Origin of the sequence: Mesorhizobium sp. RIZ17 (assembly GCF_051127865.1) — a bacterium.
Classification (GTDB): Bacteria; Pseudomonadota; Alphaproteobacteria; order Rhizobiales; family Rhizobiaceae; genus Mesorhizobium; species Mesorhizobium humile.
In genome coordinates this window covers 550516-568480 of sequence record NZ_CP147861.1, presented here as the reverse complement: position 1 = coordinate 568480, position 17965 = coordinate 550516, and the positions used below count along the sequence as shown (strand labels likewise).

The window sequence follows — 17965 nt, the reverse complement described above, 5'->3', positions numbered from 1 at the left end:
TGATCTTTCACGGGCGGCGCCCGTCGTTTATCTCTTCAGGTTGACGAGGACGTCCATCAGGTCCGAGCCGGTTTGGAAGACCTTGGAATTGGCGGTGTAGCTGCGCTGCGCCGCAATCATGTTGGTCAGTTCCTCGGCGATATCGACGTTGGAGTTTTCAAGCGCCCCGGAGACGATGGAGCCGAGCTTGCCCTCATTGGCAAAGCCGATGTGCACGGCGCCGGAGTCAGTGCTCTGCACATAGACGTTGCCGGGCATGGCGGTGAGGTTGTCGGAGCTCTGAACGTCGGCCAGCGGGATCTTGTACAGCGCCTTGGTCGAGCCGTCCGCGAACTGCGCGTAGATGATGCCGTCCTGGCCGATCTGGACCTTCTGGATGGAGCTCGGCGCATTGCCGTTGACCTTGGCGTCGGCGACGGTGAAGCCCGTGCCGAGCTGGGTCACCTTGGAGAGATCGAGGTTCAGCGTCGAGCCCCCCGGCACGGTGAAGGAGATGCTGTTCGTCGCGCCGGTGAGCTTGCCCGTGGTGGTGTCGAAGGTGAGGTTCGTCGATGCCAGCGCGCCGCCGGTATAGGGGAAGGAAGTGCCCGGCGTTGCCTTCGACTGATCGAAGACCGAAACCTCCCAGGTGCCGGCGCCGGTGTTGGTAAAGTAGACGTCGAGCAGCTTCTTGTTGCCGAGATTGTCGTAGGCGACCAGCGAGGTTTTCGACGTGTATTCGGCGGTCGCGCTGTTGCTGGACGGCAGCGGGCCGGCAGGCGGCGTGGCGCCCGCGGGCAGGTTGCCGCTGAAGGTGCCTTCGGTGCTCGGCGTCGCCGTCATCTGCTGGTCGGAGATCTGCACCGGCACGAGGCCTTCGAAGCCGTTGGCGGTCGCCGCAGGATCGCCATTGGCGTAGCTGTAGGCCATGAGCTGGTAGCCCGCGGCATTGACCAGCCGGCCCTGCGCATCCGGAACGAAGGAGCCGGCGCGGGTAAGATAGGGCGTGCCGGCGGCGTCCTGAACCACGAAGAAGCCGTCGCCGTTGACGGCAAGGTCGGACACCGAGGTGGTGTAGGTCATGACGCCCTGCGTGCTGACGGCGGAGCGGATCGTCGTCGTCACGCCACCCGAATTATAGGCGCCTCCGGTGTTGGGCATGATCAGGGACGAGAACTCGGCCGAAGAGCGCTTGTAGCCGGTGGTGTCCGAGTTGGCGATGTTGTCGGCCACCGCGGAGAGGCGGTTGGCCTGCGCGTTCATACCGGAAACGCCGGTTCGCATCATTCCGTAGAGGCTCATCGATCGATCTCCGCAGTGCCTGGGTAGGAGGCCATAAAACTATGCCTCGTGTCTTGCGCGAGGCTGGCGCGGGCGGCCATCAAAACACAAGCCGGTAGCCGAGGAACCTCTTGGAATCGATCGGGTCGCGACCAAGCTTCTCGCGCAGCTTCTTGCGCAGCTTCGAGATGTGGCTCTCAACCACGTTCTCCTCGACCTCCTCGTCGAAGATGCCGTAGATGGCGTTGAAGACCTGCGTCTTGGTTACGCGCCGGCCGCGGTTGCTGGCCAGATATTCCAGGATGCGCCGCTCACGCCGCGGCAGCGGCAGCGGCTCGCCGTCGATCTCCGGATCGCGGCCGTCCATGAAGATGCGCATCGACCCGACTTCGGTGTAGGCGGCTTCTTCGGAGCCGCGACGGCGGATGGCGGTTATGCGGGCGAGAATTTCGCGGATATGGACAGGCTTGCGGACGACGTCGTCGACGCCGCTTTCGAACAGCCGCAGCGTATGTTCGAGCGAGTGCTGTTCGCTGAGCGCGATTACCGGCGCGCCGGTGCGGTCGCGGATCTGGCGCGGCGATATCGCGCCGTCGCGGCAGTCGCCGATGAGAAAGGCCCTGACGGATCTGAGATCGGTGTCGGCGGCGGAACTTACCCATTCGCCGAATTCGCCCGGCGCAAAGCCGGCCGTGGCCACGCCCTCGCGATCGAAAAGTGAAGAGTAGCCGTCTGTCACGAGCTCCCGCTCGTCAACGATCACGATCATCGGCCCGCCCTCCGAATCAATTCATTTGCCCCGTGCGGAAAGGGGTACCCGGCTCGACGAATCCTGAAAAACCATCATTTCTTGTAGCTATTTTCTTGGGAGTTTTTTTGAGAGCCGTAATAAAAGCGGTTGCAGCAGGTGTATTTGCCCCCACTTTTGATCGATGAATATTGGGGCTGGCGGATAGGCGGCGAAGGTCGGTCGGCGTTCGAGGACTGCAATTACTGATTGCAGAAGACGCTGGCGTTCGGCGTCCATTTGCCGAAGCCGGTGGCGACCATGTTGGCGATGACACGGCAGACATAGACCTTCTGCGCCGGGTCGTTGTCGGGGCCGGCGTGATAGCGGGCGACGGCCATCGACCAGGTCATATGCCTGGCATGCAGGCTCACCAGGAAGCGCGCCGCATAGTCGACATTCTGATGCGGGTCGAGCATATCCTCGACGCTGCGGAACTGCGCGCCGTGATAGCGATGGTTGATCTGCATGCAGCCGAGATCGATCAGCGTCTTGCCCTCGCGACGCGCATTCTCGAATGCGGCGAGCGCTTCACCGCGGCTGCGGGGAAAGAGAGCTTTTCCTTCTATATTCAAGGCATTAGGGTGAAGGCTGCCCTTCTTCCCGGTTTCGGTCAGGCCGACCGCATAGAGGATGCCGGCCGGCACGCCGTAGCGATCGGCGGCGCGCAGGATCTCGGGCTCGCAGGGATTGGCGGCGGCGCTGGCCGCGCTGGCGGCGAAACTAGATATACATATCGTCGTCAGCACGCTCGCGAAGAGGCGAAGCGGCACGACCGAATTCCTGTGCGCCATTGCCATCGTTCCTTCCCGGTTGCCGGCCGCCGCCCTCGTTGTTGCCGCCCGAGTTCCCGGGCTGGAACGAAGGCTGGTCGCGGCCTGTCGACATGGGCATGGCGCTGTTTGCGTCGGCGCGGCTGGCCGCATGCGCTGCTATCGAAGGTTGCAGGATGGTGATCTTGTCGACGTCAAAGCCGAGGCTTCGCATCGACTTGACGATGGCGTCGCTGTCGACGGTGAGACGGCGGTATGCCTCGTGCGTCTCGGGCTTCATCTCAATCGAAAGTTGCTCCCCCGAGAGCCGCAGGCTGGCGGTGACCGATCCGAGCTCCGAAGGGTGGAGCTCGATCTTCAGCACATGTGTCGGAACGGCAACAGAATTGGTCGTCTGCAAGCCTGCCGGGGCGCTTGCAAAGGCCTGCTGAACGCCCTTGTCGGAGGCAAGCGCTTCAACCAGCGCCGATGCCGTCTGGCCGATCGGGTTTTGCGCCGGCGCCGGGAAGCTCTGCTGGCTGACGACTTCCATGCGTGTGGGGGAGGAGGATGGTTTGGCCGGTGCCTGCTGCGCGGTCGACTGCGAGGCCTTGGAGGCGGAAGCCGGCCGCCAGCCTTGCAGGGGCAACGGGCTATCGGCCGTCGGCTCGTTCCCCTGCACCGGCAAGGCATTGGCGTCATGGCGGCCCGGCACATCGGGAGCCATTTGCGACTTCACCGGCTTCTGCCCGAAATCGGGCCCGGACTCTTCCGCCGTCGTCGAACGGGCGGACCGCGACTGCGGCTCCAGGGAATTGTCGGTCGCCGCGCGCTTGCCTGGGCGCAGCCGCAGCTCCAGCGATCCGCGGTCGCCCACAGGTTCTTCACCGTTGGCGGAATCCTTGCCGCCCGTGCCCGACGATTGCGCGAAATGTCTCATGTCGCTCAGCGCCATCAGCAACGGCAAGCGGTCCTGCAGCGGCGCGGACTCGTCGGTTTGCGCCGTAGTATCCTTGTCCGTCGTCGGCTTCGCCTGATTGGCCTGGGCGGTGGTCTTCGCGGACTTTCCCGTGGTTGCTTTCTGCGAGCCGGTCTTCCCTTCCTGCGGGTCCTGGTCCGGCTCCTGCCTGCCGGCATTGGCCGCCGAGCGCCTTGCCGGATGCGCGTCCGGCATCACCGGTCCGGTCGCGTGCCTGTCCTGCGGCCGATCGGACTTTTCCGTCCCGTTCACGAGGTCCCCGAAATTCTGATCCTTGTCTTTACCGCCGGCGGCGTGCTGCCGGGGCTGGGTCGAAGCAAAGCCCGGCAGGGTCTGGTTGACGCTGGTCATTTGGGGGCTGCTCCGAGTAGCTGGTCGATCTGGTCTAGCTGACGACGCGTGCTCGTTACCGCCGCATCGACAGGGTCTTGCGAATCCGGCGTCGCCGGCGCGGATGCCTGCACCACCGGCGCGGCGTCAGTCGATGCTGGCGCCGACGCCGGCGTCTCAGCCGATGCTTGCGCTGGCTGCGTGACGGCGGGCGGCGAAGCCGCGGGCGTGTCTTTTACGTGGTCGCTTGCCGCCGCGACCGCTGGATTGCTTGCCGCGACCGCTGGCTGGTCGGGCATCGCTCCTTCCACCGGCGGCAAGTCCGCATTGGCCGGGTCGGCCGAGGCCTCGGTCGCTGATTTCGCCTCGTCACTTTTTGCAACGGTTTTCGATGCGGCTTTGGCATTGGCGGCCGCTTTGACAGGCGCCATCACCTCGCCCGCGACAGCTTGCGCGGCATCGAGCAGGTTGCGGTCGCTTTGCGAGAGCTTGCCGCGATCGATCTTGCCGAGCTTGGCGCGCACTTCATCGACATTGGCCGATGTCATGGTGGAGAGGCTCGAATAGAGCTGGGTGCGCGGGTCGTCCTGGTTGCCGTTGCCGTTGCGGCCCAGTTCCGCCTTGGCCGAGGCGAAGGCCGAGAGCTCGGTCATCCCGTCGATCGCGGCACGGCGCGCGATGCGCAGGTAGATCACTTTCTCGCGCTCGGGATCCATCATCGAGGTGATGTCGGCGATCTTGTCCTGGCTGATCGCCATGTGCAGCGTGATGACGCCGGAAACAAAGGCATCGGCGAACTGGCTGGCGTAGGGCGAGTAGAGGTAGGACGCGACATACTGGGTCGAAGCCAGCGCGAAACGGGCGGCGTCGCCCTGCGCGGCCGCGATGGTTACGGAGCGGCGAAGCGCCGCTTCCTCGACCAGCGTGCCGGGGCTGAGCAAGCGCGCCTCGTCGAGGAACGCAAGCGCTGCCGCCGGGTCATCGGCCGCAAGAAGCGAACCCTTGACCAGCGCCAGGAAGGCGCCGAGGTCGGCGGGCATGCTCATCGGATCGATCGGCTTCAGCATCTCGATCGCTTCGGCCGGCTGCCCGCTCAGATAGGCGACGACGCCTTTGGCGATAGCCAGGCTTTGCGGGTCGGTCACCGCCCGCGAAGCCGCCGCCGCGACCGTCACCGGATTGCCGCCGCTCATTCCGTAGACCAGCAAGGCGCGAAAGTTCTTGGGCTCCTTGAAATCCTCGGCATTGGCGTCGCGCATCCGGGCATCGATCATTTCGAGGAGTTTTGCCTGCATCGGCAGCGCGGCATGATCGCCGCCGGCAATGCGATCCTGGATCAGCTGCAGCGAACGCACCAGTTGATAGGGCTGCAGGGCATCCTGCGCGAAGGCCGGCGACGGCCCCGCGGCGAACAGCGCCAGCGCCAGCGCCATTCCAGGAAAAGTGTGGCGCGGTTTTCCGTTCGAAATTGCGCCAAGGCAAAAAGATGGAGCGGCCCGCCGTTTCGACGAAACGGTGAAGTGCTCCATTGCACGGCCGATGACGGCTTTGCCCCTCATCCGCCGGCCGCCATCAGGATTTCGATGCGCCGGTTCGCGGCGGCCATCGGATCGGACGCGATCTTGGGCTGCCGGTCGGCGAAGCCCGCAACCTCGGTGATGCGGCTTTCGTCGACGCCGCCGCGCACCAGCATGTAGTATGCCGAATGGGCGCGTGCGGTGGACAGCCGCCAGTTGTCGTAGGCGTCGCTACGGAACGGCCGCGCATCGGTGTGGCCGCTGATGGTGATTGTGCCCTTCTTCTCGTTGATGATCTGGCCGATCTTTTCCATCGCCTGCACCAGCTCGCGCCGCGGCATGGCCGAGCCGATCTCGAACATGCCGAAATCGAGCTGGTCGGTGATCGAAATGACGACACCCTTGTCGGTGGCTTCGACCGAGACGCCGGCGGCGAGCTTTTCGCCCGGCAGAAATGCCTTGGCGAGTTCTTTCTTGATATCCGCCGCTTCCTGAAGAGCGGCTTTGCTCGGCGCCTTATCACCTTTGTCGGCGGCCTGCTCGGCTTCGGTCTTTTCCGCCTTCGCCGTTTCGGCCTTGGTGTCGGCCGCTGCAGCCTCGCGCTTGTCGACTTCAGCTTTCGCGTCTTGCGCTTTCTCGGTCTTGTTCCCTTTGGCCGACGGCTTCTCGGCCTCGCCTAGCGCGACCTTTGGCCCGTTCTTGGCGTCGGTCTTTTCCGTAGCCGCCAGCGGTTCCAGCGGCGCGGCCGTCAGCGGGGGAGCAGCCGGAACGGCCTTCACCCTCGGCACCGCGACGATGGCGACCTTGTCGCCGGGTTTGACCGGATCGCCGTCGATCTTGGCGCGCTCGGCGGTAGCCTCGGCATCAGGCGCAGCCACTTGTTGCGACCAGAAATCCGGCGCGAACGGATCGCGGTAGGATTCGCCGCCGGAGGCGCCTGTTGCCGGACCGGATGTCTGGGCACCGCCTTCGCCCTTGGCGCTGACGTTCTGCATCACGCCCGTATCGGCGGCGATCTCCGCCAGCACCGCATAGGGGTCGGCAAACAGCTTCTCGTCGGAGAGCTGGGCGTCCTGGGCCCCGTCCTTCGTCTGTCGGCGTTCGGAGGAACCGGCGCCGCCCTTGCCGTTGTCGCCCGCCTTGGTCGCGCCCTGCTGCGGGTTGTCCGCGGTCAGCCCCACCTTGCTGGGGCCATCGCCGAGGTCCTCCAGGCCCTTGCGGCTGGAGTTGCGGTCGATCAGCTCGACCGGATTGAAATAGCTGGCGACGGCTGCCTTGGTCTGCTCGTTGGCGGCGTTGATCAGCCACATGACGAGGAAGAAGCACATCATCGCCGTCATGAAGTCGGCGAAGGCGATCTTCCACACGCCACCATGGTGATCCTCGTCATGACCGTCGTGATTGCGCTTGACGATGATGATTTCGTGCCGGGGGTCGGCATGGTCGACGGCGCTCATGTCAGGACCTCCGACAAAGACGCCGACCACTCGGCGATACGCGTTTCGAACACCGTCTCGTCAATGGTGACGGTCAGGTCGAAGCCCGGCGCCTCGGTGAAGTCGAGATTGGCGGCGCGGGATCCGAGGGCCGCCTTCAGCGGCTCGAACAGCGAGAGCGGCCCGCGGACACCGATCCGCACGGCCTCGCTGTCGGCGACAGCGGCGCCGATGGTGCGCGAAAGCGCCTGGAGCGAGCGTTGCTGCAGATCGTCGCTGAGAAGGCCGCCGAGGATGCGCGCGACGGTCGCGCCGGCAAGCTCGGCAACGCGCTGCTCCATGGCCTTGATGCGCGTGGCGACGGCAGCGCCGAGATCGCCGCCGAAGCTTTCAAGGAAAGCTTTCGCCGCATCGTCGCTGGCCTGACGCTCGGCGTCGAGCGCAGCCTGATGGGAGAGCGCAAGGCGTGCCTCGAGCGTCGCCTCCGCGTCGGCCACCGCCTCGGCGATCAGCGCGCCGATATCGGCCTGCGGCGCCGGCGCGGCGGCAGGCAAATGCTCTGCGGCGCGTGCGGACGGCGGCTGGCTGGCACGCGGGGTCCGCGAACCAAAATCGGGCAGGAGATCGAAGAGCGCCGAGGCCACGGCCTAACCCACGGCTTCCGGAGCAGCAGCCCATTTGCGCAGGATCTGGGCGGTGCGCTCCTCGTTGAGGTCGACCATGCGGGCAAGCCGCTCCTGCGGCGCCGGCCGGATCTTCTGGCGCAGGTCGTCGAGCGGGGTTGCGCCGGCGCGCGCGCCGGGCAGGGCGCCGGCCGGGGTCTCGGCGGTGATCGCCGCGACGGGCGCATCGGGCGTCGGCAAGGAACGCTGCACGTCGTCGAAGCTCGGGCCGGCAATGGCCGCGGGCTTCGCCGACGCCGTCAGCGCGGAGGCCATCGGCTTCAGGCCGAAGAAGGCCACCAGGAAAACGACGACGATGAAGGCGCCGGCATTGATCAGCGTGCCGGCATGGGTGCCGATCGAGGCGAGGATGCCAGGCTGATCGATCGGCTCGCCGTCGAGGCCGTTGATGAACTCGACCGCCGACACGTCGATGATGTCGCCGCGCTTGTCGTCGAAGCCGGTCGCCGAGGCGACCATCTTCTGGATCTCGGCGACGCGCTTGGCGATCTGCTCCGGGGTGGCGTCCTTGCCGAGGATGGTCTTGAGGCGATCCTGGTTGACGACGACCGCGATCGACATCTTGTTGACCGTGTAACCGTTCGAAACGGTCGCGATCTTCTTCGAATTGATCTCGTAGTTGGTGATCTCTTCCTTGCGGTCGTTCTGCGAGGTGGATTGCGGTCCCTCGGTGGTGGTGGTCTGTGTCTCGGGCAGGTTCTGCTCGACGCTGGTCGGGGTCGAGGCCTGCTTCTGGTTGCTGGCCTCGTTGGTCTTCACCGACTGCACCGAACGCTCGACGCGTGAGTTCGGATCGAAGATCGTCTCCTCGGTCTGGCGCGTGTCGGTGTTGACGTCGGCCTTGACGCTGGCGCGGAAATTGTCCGGGCCGAGATAAGGGGTGAGCGCGCGGCGGATGTTGTCGCCGATCTGCGCCTCGACCGTCTGCTCGACGCCGAGCGTGCGCGCGGCGCTCGTATTGGACGGGTCGTCGCCGGCGGCCAAAAGGTTGCCGTTGGAATCGAGCACGGTCACCTTGTCGGCCGAGAGGCCGGGAACGGCCGCGGCGACGAGGTGGCGGATCGACATGGCGCTCTTCTCGGCATCGTTGCCGGCATAGCGGATGACCACCGAGGCGGAGGGCTGCTGCTCGTCGCGGCGGAAATTGGCGCGCTCGGACATGACGATGTGGACGCGCGCCGCCTTGACGCCGGAAATCGACTGGATGGTGCGCGCGATCTCGCCTTCCAGCGCGCGCACGCGGGTGATCTGCTGCATGAAGGAGGTGAGGCCGAGCGAGCCGACATTGTCGAACAGCTCGTAACCGGCATTGGTGCTGGTCGGCAGTCCCTTCTCGGCAAGCAGCATGCGCGCCTGCGCGGTGGTGCCGGCCGGCACCAGCACGGAGGTTCCATCGGAGCCGACATCGAAGCCGATGCCGGCGTCGGCCAGCACCAGGCCGATCTGGTTAACGTCGGAACGATCGAGGCCGACATAGAGCGTCTCATAGGCCGGCCGGTTGAGATAGACGGAAGCGATGCCGATGACGGCCATCACCAGGGCAGCGATGCCGCCCATCAGCGCCAGACGCCGCACGCCGAAGCTCTTCAAATTCGCGATGACGCTCTGGATCTGTTCCGGCACGATTCAACCGCTCCCAGCATGACTGTCCGCCGGAAGACTAGACCGCGAAGCTTGTGCGAGGATGATAGGTGTGCCGCCGGAGAGCCGCCAAAATGTCGAACCGGCGTCTTGTCGAGCAACGAAAAAACGGCCGCGCCTCAGGCGCGGCCCTTCGCTGGTCGGAATAATCCGGCGGCTTAGCCGTTCTTGAACAGCTGCAGGATCGACTGCGAGGAGCCGTTGGCGATCGACAGGGATTGTATGCCGAGCTGCTGCTGGACCTGCAGCGCCTGGAGGCGCGTCGATTCCTTGTTCATGTCGGCATCGACGAGTTGGCCGACGCCGCGGTCGATGGAGTCCATCAGGCTCTGCGTGAAGGTCTTCTGCAGGTCGATCGAGCTCTTGGCTGCGCCGAGCACGGTGGCGGCGTCGGTAAGCTGACTCATGACATGGTCGATCTTGGTGACCATTTGCGTGATGATGTCGTCGGTCACGCCCGTTGCCGTGATGTCGAGATTGAAGGCGGAGACGTTGTCGATCTTGACGGGCGTGCCTGACACAGCGCCCTGGGCTGTAATGTTGGCGGCGATGTCGGTGGCGCCGCCGGCGATGGCGGTAGCATAGGCGGCGTCATACGCCGACTGGTCCGCCGCCGTGGAGTAGATCGAAGTCTTGCGATCGAGAATGCCCTGGTTCTTGACGTCGGTGGAGAGGCCGTTGTCGAACAGCTTGGTGCTTTCGATATTGATGTCGATCGTTCCGAGCGAAATGGCGCCGGACGACGAGCGGTTGAACGAGGAGACGATCTTGGCGTCGGACTGGACGCCGTCATTGGCGGCCGCGACCTGCTTGGACGTCACCGAAAGGAAATTCGAGCCGGAGAAGGTGGCGGCATCGGCAAACGACTTCATCTGCGCCTGTAGCGCGGTGATTTCGGTCTGCGTCTTAGCCTTGTTGGCATCCGACTGGCCGACACTCGACAGCAGCTTGGTCTTGATCTGGCCGATCGTCGAAATGACGTTGTTCATGCCGGTGTAGGCGGTGTCGACCTTCGAGGCGCCGAGTCCGAGCGCGTCCTGCACGGTCGACAGGGCCGAGTTGTCGGAACGCATCGTGGTGGCGATAGACCAGTAGGCGGCGTTGTCGGCGGCCTCGGAGACCCGGTAGCCGGTCGAGATTCTGGCCTGTGTCTGCTGGAGCGATTTGTTGGTGGCGTTGAGGCTTTGAAGTGCAGTCAACGCCGCAGCGTTCGTCATGATGCTCGCCAAGAAACTCGCTCCTTCTCAAAAGCCGGCATGCCACACAGGCCGGTTCGGCCTGTCCATCGGTTGCGATCGTGCCGGTCGGGCCGATTCGACAACCTAAGTGATTGGTTAACCATACCTAGCGCGATATGGTTAATGGCCTGTTAAAAGTAGGCTTCCGAGAGGTTAAGGAACGAGGGTTGCGCGAGCCTTGAGCAAACGCAAATCGGGCCGCGCTTTTGGCGCGGCCCGATGCTTTGGCCTTGTCAATATAGAGCGATCAGCCGCGGAAGAGCGACAGGATCGACTGCGACGAGCCGTTGGCGATCGACAGCGCCTGGACGCCGAGCTGCTGCTGAACCTGCAGCGCCTGGAGGCGGGTCGATTCCTTGTTCATGTCGGCATCGACGAGCTGGCCGACGCCGCGGTCGATGGAGTCCATCAGGCTCGAGGTGAAGGTCTTCTGCAGGTCGATCGAGCTCTTGGCGGCGCCGAGCTTGGTGGCGGCGGTCGTCATGTCCTTCAGCGCTGCGTCGACGACGTTCATCATCTGCGAGATCTGAGCGTCGCTGGCGGCGGTGGTGCCCGTGAAGATGGACAGGCTGGAAACCGAATAAGTATCGCCGGCTACGGGAGCGGCGCCCAGGGTCGGGTTCTGTGCCGTGGCGGTCGTAGCGCCGGTGGTGCCGAGGCGAGCCGCATCGAGAATGCCCTTCGAGGTCGGGGCAGCGCCCGCGTCATAGAGCTTGATGCTTTCCACGTTGACGTCGATCGTCGAGATTGAAACCGCACCCGTGGCGTCGCGGTTGAAGGCCGAAACGATCTTGACGTCGGCAGCGGTACCCGAGGCCGTCGACACCGACAGCATGTTGGTGCCGGAGAAGGTGGCGCCGTCGGCATAGGCCTTCAGCTGGTCCTGAAGAGCTTTGATTTCAACCTGCGTCTTTTCCTTCGAAGCATCCGTCTGGCCGTAGGAGGCGGTCAGCTTCTGCTGGATCTGGTTGATCGTGGTGATCGCGCTGCTCATGCCGGTGTAGGCGGTGTCGACCTTCGAGGCGCCGAGGCCGAGCGCGTCCGAAACGGTGGACATGGCCTGGTTGTCGGAGCGCATCGTGGTGGCGATCGACCAGTAAGCGGCGTTGTCGGAAGCCTGGGAGACGCGATAACCCGTCGAGATGCGGGTCTGGGTGGTCTGGAGCTGGTTCTGGGTATTGTTGAGGCTCTGCAGCGCGGTCAACGCAGCGCTGTTGGTCATGATACTGGCCATGGTACTCGTACCTTATTTTTACACGGATTTTTTTGACATACCGGCATGTCCGGTATGACGGTGCGGCATCATGCCAATGACCGCTCAACTGGGTCACCCGCCATCTGCGAGCGACTATGGCGGGAAGTCCCTACCAAAGACCTAAATGGGACGGTTAATCGAAAATAATGTCAGGAAGACTTGCGCGCACTTTGCTCAAGCGGTCGAGACTTTGCGCACGCTTTCGCGTGGTCCGGGGGAAACGATCAGGTGAAGGATCGCACCAGGCTGCCGACCAGAAGGTTCCAGCCGTCGATCAGCACGAAGAACAGGATCTTGAACGGCAGCGACACCACTGTCGGCGGCAGCATCATCATGCCCATGGCCATGGTGACGGTGGCGACGATGAGGTCGATGACGAGGAACGGCAGGACGATGAGGAAGCCGATCTCGAAGCCGCGCCGGATCTCCGAGATCATGAAGGCCGGCACCAGGATGCGCAGGTCGACGGTCTCGCGCGAGACGGTCTGGCCACGCTCGCGGGCGAGGTCGGCGAAGAGGTCGAAATCCTTGTCGCGCACATTGTGCAGCATGAAATCGCGGAACGGGCCGGAAATCTTCTCGAACGCCTCGGCCTGCGTGATCTGGTTGTCCATCAACGGCTTGACGCCGGTGTTCCAGGCCTGGTCGAAGGTCGGCGCCATGACATAGAAGGTCATGAACAGCGACAGCGAGATCAGGATCAGGTTGGCCGGCGTCGATTGCAGGCCGATGCCGGCGCGCAGGATCGAGAAGGCGATGACGAAGCGGGTGAAGCTCGTCACCATGATCAAAAGGCCTGGCGCCACCGAAAGCACGGTGAGCAGGCCGAACATCTGGATCAGATAGCCGACGGTCGTGCCGTCGGCCTTGCCGATGCCGCCAAGATCGAGCTGCTGGGCGGCAGCGACGGACGTGGTGACGACGATAAGCGCGGTCGCTATAAGGAACTTTCTCATTCGAGCAGCATCGTCCTGACGAGAACCTGTTTGACGTGGCCGCCGCTGCGCAGCGCCGCGCGCTCCTCGAGATCGGCCTTGAGATGCTGGTAGCCGCTGGCGCCTTCGATCTGATGCAGCTTGAGTGTGCGCACATAGGCGAGCAGGTCCTGCTGGATCTGCTCGGCCATTTCCGGCGGCTGGGGAGCATCGTAGAGCAGCGACGCCTCCAGCCGGATCCAGACGTCCGACGGTGAGGCGAGATTGGTGGTGATCGCCGCCAGCGGAACCAGTGTCGGCCCGGCGACCGCCTTGCCGCCTTCGGCGGTTTTTTCAGCGGTGCCGGCATTTTCCGGCGCCACGGGCACCGGCGCCGGCGTTTCGCCTTGCTTGAGATAGCCGCCGGAAAGCCAGCCCATGCCGACGGCCGCGCCGGTCATGGCCAACAGCATGGCGAGTTGGATCACCAGGGAAGGTCCCTTCTTGGGCTGGACCTGCTCGACATTCGCCATGGCAGCGCTCTCCCGGGCCTAGAAGGGAAGAACCTGGTCGAGGACCTGCTGGCCATAGGCCGGCTGCTGGACCTCGCTCACACGGCCTCGACCGCCATAGGAGATGCGCGCCTCGGCGATGCGCTCATAGGGGATGGTGTTTTCGGCGCCGATGTCGGACGGACGAACCATGCCGGCGATGGTCAGCACCCGAAGCTCGTAGTTGACGCGAACCTCCTGCGAGCCCCTGATCATCAGATTGCCGTTGGGCAGCACCTCGGTAACGACGGCGGCGACGTTGAGGGCGAGGTCCTCCGAGCGCTTGATCTCGCCGTCGGCATTGGTCTCGGTGCTGGAACTCAAGCCGGCGTCGCCCTTGCCGCTGGTGCTTGCCTTTTCCCAGCCGAGATTGATGTCGTAGCCGAGCTTGCGCGCGGCGGTGCGGCTGCGGTCGTTCTGGTTCTTGAAATTGGCCCTGTCGTTGAGCTTGATGTTGACGGTCAGGATGTCGCCGGCGCGCAGCGCGCGCGGATCGGTGAAGAGCCGGCTCTGGCGATCGTCCCACAGCGAGAATTTCTTCGGCCGCGAGGCAGGCGGCTCGGGGTAGCTGTACGGGCCCGGGCCGCCGTCACTGATGCCGGAACCGACCGGCGACAGAGCGGGTTCCCTGTTGATCTCCCTGAGATCGGTGCCGCAGCCGGTCAGGGTGGCGAGGGCGACCAGGGCGAGCAGTTTCAACTTCATGACGGATCAACCCTTCGCGCCGCGCTGGCCATGATGCCGGTGAGCGTCGCCGCCGCCTTCTGGTCCATTTCGTTCAGGATGACGCCGGCCTTGCGCGAGTCCAGCTTCATCAGGATGGCCGCCGCGAGCTCGGCATTCACCATCGCCAGACGTTCGGCGGCGGCATCGGGCTTCATGCCGGCATAGATCTTGACGACGCCGTCCTCGGCGCGCGCCAGGAACACTTCGCGGCGCTTCAGCCATTCCTCGTATTCGGCCCGCTTTGCTTCAAGCGCTTTCATGCGCTCGTCGATGCCGGCTTGTAGCTGCTTCAATTCCTCGGCCTGAAGAGCGTAGCGGCGGTCGCGCGCGGCATCCGCGATGTTGGAGCAGAAGCGCTGTACCTCGCTTTCGTCAGGCGCCGTCCCGTCCGCAAGCGCGGCCGGCTGAACCGGCACGGTCTCGCGCTTGAGCTGGGCCGGCTGAAGTGGCGCCTGTCCACCGGGCAATATCTGGCGCACCTCGTCGGCGCGGGCGACGGCCGCACCCAGCAGAGCAACGATCGCCCCGGCGGCGCAGAGGCTCAGGTGACGATGCGGTTTTGAGGAGAAGAGCGCGTTCATCGGCGTGCCTATTGGAGAACCAGGTCGGCCTGAAGGGCGCCGGCCGATTTGATGCCCTGCAGGATGGCGATGATGCCGTCGGGCTTCACGCCGAGGCGGTTGAGGCCGGAGACAAGCGTTTCGAGATCGGGGCCGTCGAGCACCGCGACGCGCGCGTCGGGCCGGCTCGCCTGGATGGCGGTGAAAGGCTCGACCGCGGTCTGGCCCCTGGAGAAGGGTTCCGGCTGGACCACCCTTGGCGCTTCGGTGATGCGCACGGTGAGCGTGCCATGGCTGATCGCCACGCGCGAGATCCTGACATTGTTGCCGATGACGATGGTGCCGGTGCGCTCGTCGATGACGACACGGGCAGGGGCGTCCGATTCGACGACCAGATTTTCGATCTCGGCATAGAAACGCGCGGCGGAGACGTTCTTCGGTCGTCTGATCTGCACGGTGCGGGCATCGCGCTCGGCGGCGACGCGCATGCCGAAGCGCTGCGAGGTGTAGTCGTTGATGGCGTCGGCGATGCGGATGGCGGTCGAGAAATCGGGATTGCGCAGTTGCAGCGTCAGCACGCCCTGATCGTCGAATTCAGCCGGCACGGCGCGCTCGACGATGGCGCCATTCGGCACGCGGCCGGCGGTCGGCACGCCTTGCGTCAACTGCTGGGCCTGGCCTTGGGCGGTGAAGCCACCGACGATCACGGAGCCTTGCCCGACGGCATAGATCTCGCCATCGGCCGCCTTCAGCGGCGTCATCACCAGCGTGCCGCCGGCAAGCGAGGTGGCGTCGCCCATCGAGGAGACATCGATGTCGATGCGGGCGCCCGACTGGACGAAGGGCGGCATGTTGGCGGTGACGATGACGGCGGCCACGTTCTTGGCGCGCGCGCTGCCACCCTCGGTGGCGATGCCGAGATTCTCAAGCATGGCGCGGATCGACTGTTCGGTGAAGGGCGAGTTGCGCAGGCTGTCGCCGGTTCCGGCAAGGCCGATGACCAGGCCGTAGCCGACCAGCTGGTTGTCGCGCGCGCTCTGCAGCTGCGCGATGTCCTTGATGCGCGCGGCGACCTGGCCGGGCGGCAGCGTGCTTGGCCCGGTCGAGACCCGGAACATGCGCTGCGTCGTTGTCGGGTCGTATTCCGGATCGTCGTAGACGCCGCCGTTCTTCTGCGCGAGCTCGCGCTTGGCCTTGGGCGTCAGCCCATCCGCCAATGCCGGCTGAAGACCGATGGCCGCGCTCAGCAGGAGGGCAAGCACGCGCATCACGAAGCGCCGATCTGGATGGTGCCGTCGGCCATCACCGTGCCCGAGATGATCTTGCCGCTGTCGATGTTGCGGATCTTGATCTGGTCGCCGGCAGCACCTGGCTGCAGCGTGACGCCGGCGGCCGAAATGGTGAGCGCGCCGGCGGTGAAATAGACCTGCACGGAAGCGCCCTGCTCGACCAGCCAGGCGTCGCGGATGGCGCTGACCGGGATGTAGCGGCCGGGCAGGAGCGTGCGCTTGGCGACCTTGCCCTGGAGTTCCTCGGTACGCGTCGCCATGCCGTCCGGCTTGTGCTTGCCGGGGATCAGCGTCACCTGCTTGAGCGAGGCGGGCTCGATGGTCTCGCCGGGATAGATGACCCTGTTGGGGATCAGCACGGCCTCGCCGACGGCCTGGCCGGCGGCGATCTGGTTCGCCGACTGGCCGGTCGCGTCCTGCGCGAAAGCCGGCGTGCCCGCGGCCACCAGGACCGTGGCCAGCGCGGCGCGACGCAGTGCGGAGGAGATCGGCCCGGCCATCGTCCGTTACCTGATGTTCTTGGAGACCACCGAGGCCATGTCGTCGGCGGCCTGGATGACCTTGGAGTTCATTTCATAGGCGCGCTGGGCGGAGATCAGCTCGGTGATTTCCTTGACCGGATCGACGTTGGAGGATTCGAGATAGCCCTGCTGGATCGTGGCGAAGCCGGGATCGCCGGGGACGCCGACATTGGCCGGGCCAGACGCAGCCGTTTCCTGGAAGAGGTTGTCGCCGAGCGGCGCCAGGCCCGCCTCGTTGGCGAAGTTGGCGATCTGGAGCTGTCCGAGAAGCTGGAGGTTAGTCTGACCGTCCAGGCGGGCAAAAACCTGGCCGGTCTTGTTGACGATCACCTCGACGGCGTTGGTAGGCACGGTGATGGCCGGAATGACATTGGCGCCGTCGACCGTCACGAGCTGCCCGGTGGCATTGGTGTTGAAAGCGCCGGCGCGGCTGTAGAGCGTGCCGCCGTCGGCGCCCTCGATCTGGAACCAGCCCCTGCCGGTCAACGCCAGGTCGAAACTGTTGCCGGTGCTGGCCAATTCACCTTGCGTGTGGACGTTGCGCACCGCCGTCGTCTTGACGCCGAGGCCGATCGAGACGCCTTCCGGCACCAGCGAGGTGTTGGAGCGGTTGGGCACGCCCTGCGTGCGGTCGACCTGGTAGAGCAGGTCGGAGAATTCGGCCCGCGCCCGCTTGTAGCCGGTGGTGTTGATATTGGCGATGTTGTTGGCGATGACTTCCAGGTTGGTCTGCTGGGCGTTCATGCCGGTGGCGGCGATGGCAAGGGCTTTCATGGTCCTAGATACTCATGCGGCTGATTTCGAGATAGGCCGAGACGACCTTGTCGCGGATGGCGATGGTGGTCTGCAGCGCCTGCTGGGCGCTCATCACCGCATCGACGACCTGGCGCGTGTCGGCATCGCCCTTGAGCGCCTGTATCGACATCTGCTCGGCGCCCTGCAGCGTGTTGACGGTCTTCGTCGCCGCCTGGCTGAGGACGTCGGCGAAGGTGCTGCCGAGGCCTTCGCTGGCCTGCGTTCCGATGCCGCCCTGCAGCAGGTTGGGTGAGGCCGACTCCGCCCCGTCAACCGCCGTTTTGAATTGTATTGCCCCGATACCGCCGATCATTACTGGTTCCTCATCAGGTCGATGGTCATGGAAATCAGATCGCGAGCCTGCTTGATGACCTGCAGGTTGGCTTCATAGGAGCGGTTCGCCTCGCTCATGTCGGCCATTTCGACCAACGTGTTGACGTTGGGCATCTTGACGTACCCTTTGCTGTCGGCGGCTTCATTGCCGGGTTGGAATTCGATCGGGAAGTCCGAAGGGTCGCGGGAGATCGCGCTGACTTCCACCAGCGAGCCGCCGGTCGCGCGGTCGACCTCGGACTGGAAGGTGATCGTCTTGCGGCGATAGGGGTCGGCGCCCGGCGTGCTGCCGGTCGACTGGGCGTTGGCGAGGTTTTCCGAGACCACGCGCAGGCGCTCCGACTGGGCGCCAAGACCGGATGCCGCGACTTTGAGGGCTGCAGTAAGGGCGTCCATGA

At 64.9% G+C, this 17965-nt stretch carries 19 protein-coding genes; all 19 read right to left on the bottom strand.

Features of this window, described 5'->3' with window-relative positions; all coding sequences use genetic code 11:
- Positions 1-27 precede the first annotated feature (27 nt).
- The 19 genes from WDX12_RS02800 to flgC all read right to left on the bottom strand — a co-directional run bounded on the left by WDX12_RS02800 (position 28) and on the right by flgC (position 17963).
- Positions 28-1281, bottom strand: coding sequence for a flagellar hook protein FlgE (locus tag WDX12_RS02800; protein ID WP_434723851.1), 1254 nt, complete (start codon positions 1279-1281; stop codon positions 28-30).
- A gap of 79 nt (positions 1282-1360) precedes the next feature.
- On the bottom strand, positions 1361-2029 hold the full coding sequence (locus tag WDX12_RS02795) for a response regulator transcription factor (RefSeq protein WP_434723850.1): 669 nt from the start codon (positions 2027-2029) through the stop codon (positions 1361-1363).
- A 221-nt stretch (positions 2030-2250) separates the two neighbouring features.
- On the bottom strand, positions 2251-2841 hold the full coding sequence (locus tag WDX12_RS02790) for a transglycosylase SLT domain-containing protein (protein ID WP_434723849.1): 591 nt from the start codon (positions 2839-2841) through the stop codon (positions 2251-2253).
- Positions 2771-4129 carry a flagellar hook-length control protein FliK gene (locus tag WDX12_RS02785; RefSeq protein WP_434723848.1) on the bottom strand — a complete coding sequence of 453 codons (1359 nt, stop codon included), beginning with the start codon at positions 4127-4129 and terminating at the stop codon, positions 2771-2773. Before WDX12_RS02785 ends, WDX12_RS02790 begins: the two co-directional genes overlap by 71 nt.
- Positions 4126-5541, bottom strand: a complete 1416-nt coding sequence (locus WDX12_RS02780) for a chemotaxis protein MotC (RefSeq protein WP_434725764.1) — start codon at positions 5539-5541, stop codon at positions 4126-4128. The genes WDX12_RS02785 and WDX12_RS02780 overlap by 4 nt, the downstream gene beginning before the upstream one ends.
- A gap of 122 nt (positions 5542-5663) precedes the next feature.
- Complete coding sequence (locus WDX12_RS02775; protein WP_434723847.1) at positions 5664-7082, bottom strand: MotB family protein; 1419 nt, start codon at positions 7080-7082, stop codon at positions 5664-5666.
- Positions 7079-7705: a hypothetical protein gene (locus tag WDX12_RS02770; RefSeq protein ID WP_434723846.1), complete on the bottom strand. Its 627-nt coding sequence runs from the start codon at positions 7703-7705 to the stop codon at positions 7079-7081. The genes WDX12_RS02775 and WDX12_RS02770 overlap by 4 nt, the downstream gene beginning before the upstream one ends.
- Before the next feature lie 3 nt (positions 7706-7708).
- A complete protein-coding gene (gene fliF, locus WDX12_RS02765; protein WP_434723845.1) occupies positions 7709-9367 on the bottom strand; it encodes a flagellar basal-body MS-ring/collar protein FliF in 1659 nt (552 codons plus the stop codon).
- Positions 9368-9543: 176 nt separating this feature from the next.
- Entirely contained in the window at positions 9544-10614 is a 1071-nt protein-coding gene (locus WDX12_RS02760; protein ID WP_434723844.1) for a flagellin, read from the bottom strand.
- Positions 10615-10870: 256 nt separating this feature from the next.
- A complete protein-coding gene (locus tag WDX12_RS02755; RefSeq protein ID WP_320293186.1) occupies positions 10871-11857 on the bottom strand; it encodes a flagellin in 987 nt (328 codons plus the stop codon).
- A gap of 245 nt (positions 11858-12102) precedes the next feature.
- Entirely contained in the window at positions 12103-12834 is a 732-nt protein-coding gene (gene fliP / locus WDX12_RS02750; protein WP_040997123.1) for a flagellar type III secretion system pore protein FliP, read from the bottom strand.
- Entirely contained in the window at positions 12831-13325 is a 495-nt protein-coding gene (locus tag WDX12_RS02745; protein ID WP_434723843.1) for a flagellar basal body-associated FliL family protein, read from the bottom strand. Before WDX12_RS02745 ends, fliP begins: the two co-directional genes overlap by 4 nt.
- An 18-nt stretch (positions 13326-13343) precedes the next feature.
- Complete coding sequence (gene flgH, locus WDX12_RS02740; protein ID WP_320293189.1) at positions 13344-14048, bottom strand: flagellar basal body L-ring protein FlgH; 705 nt, start codon at positions 14046-14048, stop codon at positions 13344-13346.
- On the bottom strand, positions 14045-14650 hold the full coding sequence (locus WDX12_RS02735) for a MotE family protein (protein ID WP_434723842.1): 606 nt from the start codon (positions 14648-14650) through the stop codon (positions 14045-14047). Before WDX12_RS02735 ends, flgH begins: the two co-directional genes overlap by 4 nt.
- A gap of 8 nt (positions 14651-14658) precedes the next feature.
- Entirely contained in the window at positions 14659-15747 is a 1089-nt protein-coding gene (locus WDX12_RS02730) for a flagellar basal body P-ring protein FlgI (RefSeq protein ID WP_320293759.1), read from the bottom strand.
- A gap of 149 nt (positions 15748-15896) precedes the next feature.
- The gene (flgA, locus tag WDX12_RS02725) at positions 15897-16418 is read right to left on the bottom strand and encodes a flagellar basal body P-ring formation chaperone FlgA (protein ID WP_434723841.1); all 522 of its coding nucleotides are present in this window, start codon (positions 16416-16418) and stop codon (positions 15897-15899) included.
- A gap of 6 nt (positions 16419-16424) precedes the next feature.
- Entirely contained in the window at positions 16425-17213 is a 789-nt protein-coding gene (gene flgG, locus WDX12_RS02720) for a flagellar basal-body rod protein FlgG (RefSeq protein ID WP_320293192.1), read from the bottom strand.
- 4 nt (positions 17214-17217) lie between these two features.
- On the bottom strand, positions 17218-17547 hold the full coding sequence (locus tag WDX12_RS02715) for a flagellar hook-basal body complex protein FliE (RefSeq protein ID WP_320293193.1): 330 nt from the start codon (positions 17545-17547) through the stop codon (positions 17218-17220).
- Entirely contained in the window at positions 17547-17963 is a 417-nt protein-coding gene (flgC, locus tag WDX12_RS02710; RefSeq protein ID WP_434723840.1) for a flagellar basal body rod protein FlgC, read from the bottom strand. Before flgC ends, WDX12_RS02715 begins: the two co-directional genes overlap by 1 nt.
- Between the last annotated feature and the right edge of the window lie 2 nt (positions 17964-17965).

Bases quoted from the DNA above. Each gene is read 5' to 3' on its own strand.
- WDX12_RS02780 (WP_434725764.1), bottom strand. From the start codon at position 5,541: ATGGCGCTGGCGCTGGCGCTGTTCGCCGCGGGGCCGTCGCCGGCCTTC.
- WDX12_RS02745 (WP_434723843.1), bottom strand. From the start codon at position 13,325: ATGGCGAATGTCGAGCAGGTCCAGCCCAAGAAGGGACCTTCCCTGGTG.
- flgH (WP_320293189.1), bottom strand. From the start codon at position 14,048: ATGAAGTTGAAACTGCTCGCCCTGGTCGCCCTCGCCACCCTGACCGGC.
- WDX12_RS02755 (WP_320293186.1), bottom strand. From the start codon at position 11,857: ATGGCCAGTATCATGACCAACAGCGCTGCGTTGACCGCGCTGCAGAGC.
- WDX12_RS02790 (WP_434723849.1), bottom strand. From the start codon at position 2,841: ATGGCGCACAGGAATTCGGTCGTGCCGCTTCGCCTCTTCGCGAGCGTG.
- WDX12_RS02715 (WP_320293193.1), bottom strand. From the start codon at position 17,547: ATGATCGGCGGTATCGGGGCAATACAATTCAAAACGGCGGTTGACGGG.
- flgA (WP_434723841.1), bottom strand. From the start codon at position 16,418: ATGGCCGGGCCGATCTCCTCCGCACTGCGTCGCGCCGCGCTGGCCACG.
- flgC (WP_434723840.1), bottom strand. From the start codon at position 17,963: ATGGACGCCCTTACTGCAGCCCTCAAAGTCGCGGCATCCGGTCTTGGC.
- WDX12_RS02800 (WP_434723851.1), bottom strand. From the start codon at position 1,281: ATGAGCCTCTACGGAATGATGCGAACCGGCGTTTCCGGTATGAACGCG.
- WDX12_RS02785 (WP_434723848.1), bottom strand. From the start codon at position 4,129: ATGACCAGCGTCAACCAGACCCTGCCGGGCTTTGCTTCGACCCAGCCC.
- flgG (WP_320293192.1), bottom strand. From the start codon at position 17,213: ATGAAAGCCCTTGCCATCGCCGCCACCGGCATGAACGCCCAGCAGACC.
- WDX12_RS02735 (WP_434723842.1), bottom strand. From the start codon at position 14,650: ATGAACGCGCTCTTCTCCTCAAAACCGCATCGTCACCTGAGCCTCTGC.
- WDX12_RS02795 (WP_434723850.1), bottom strand. From the start codon at position 2,029: ATGATCGTGATCGTTGACGAGCGGGAGCTCGTGACAGACGGCTACTCT.
- WDX12_RS02730 (WP_320293759.1), bottom strand. From the start codon at position 15,747: ATGTTCCGGGTCTCGACCGGGCCAAGCACGCTGCCGCCCGGCCAGGTC.
- WDX12_RS02775 (WP_434723847.1), bottom strand. From the start codon at position 7,082: ATGAGCGCCGTCGACCATGCCGACCCCCGGCACGAAATCATCATCGTC.
- fliP (WP_040997123.1), bottom strand. From the start codon at position 12,834: ATGAGAAAGTTCCTTATAGCGACCGCGCTTATCGTCGTCACCACGTCC.